The organism is Pseudomonas quasicaspiana (assembly GCF_021147825.1).
In the GTDB taxonomy this organism is placed as follows: domain Bacteria; phylum Pseudomonadota; class Gammaproteobacteria; order Pseudomonadales; family Pseudomonadaceae; genus Aquipseudomonas; species Aquipseudomonas quasicaspiana.
Genome location: NZ_JAGTPI010000137.1, coordinates 1 through 646, shown reverse-complemented (window position 1 = coordinate 646; position 646 = coordinate 1). Strand labels below are relative to the sequence as shown.

1 protein-coding gene is annotated in these 646 nt (G+C 57.7%); it reads left to right on the top strand.

Annotated features, from left to right (window positions below):
- Window positions 1-646: calcium-binding protein (locus tag KDX30_RS29455; RefSeq protein ID WP_319946103.1), on the top strand; the 646-nt coding region annotated here is incomplete at both ends.

The window sequence follows — 646 nt, the reverse complement described above, 5'->3', positions numbered from 1 at the left end:
TCTGAAAGGCGGCGATGGCAACGACACTTTCGTGCTCGACCAGTTTGCCGAACTGGCATTGCTTGAAGAGTTGAGCAATCAGGGCTCCGACACCCTGAACATCGGCTTCGCCGCCACGGCGATCAACAACACCGTAGACCTGAGCAACACCAACCTGCGCAACGTGGAGAACGTCACGCTGCTGGGTGCCGGGCTGTTCAGCGTTATCGGTAACGATCAGAACAACATCCTTGTCGGCAATGCCTTCGCCAACACCCTCAATGGCGGTGCAGGCGACGACACCCTCAACGGTGGCGCGGGCATCGATACCCTGATCGGTGGCACCGGCAACGATACGTACCTCGTCGATAACCTCAGCGACAAGATTACCGAACTCGACGGCGAAGGCCACGACACCGTGCAAACCACGGTCACTTATACCCTCAGCAATTTTGTCGAAGACGGACAAGCACTGGGCGCAGCAGCGATAAACCTCACGGGTAATGACGAAGCCAACACACTCACCGGCAACAACGCCGCCAATATCCTGGATGGCAAAGCCGGTGCTGACACCCTGATCGGCGGATTGGGCAATGACACCTACATCGTGGATAACGTCGGCGACGTGGTCGTCGAAACCAGCGCACTACTCACCGAGATCGACACC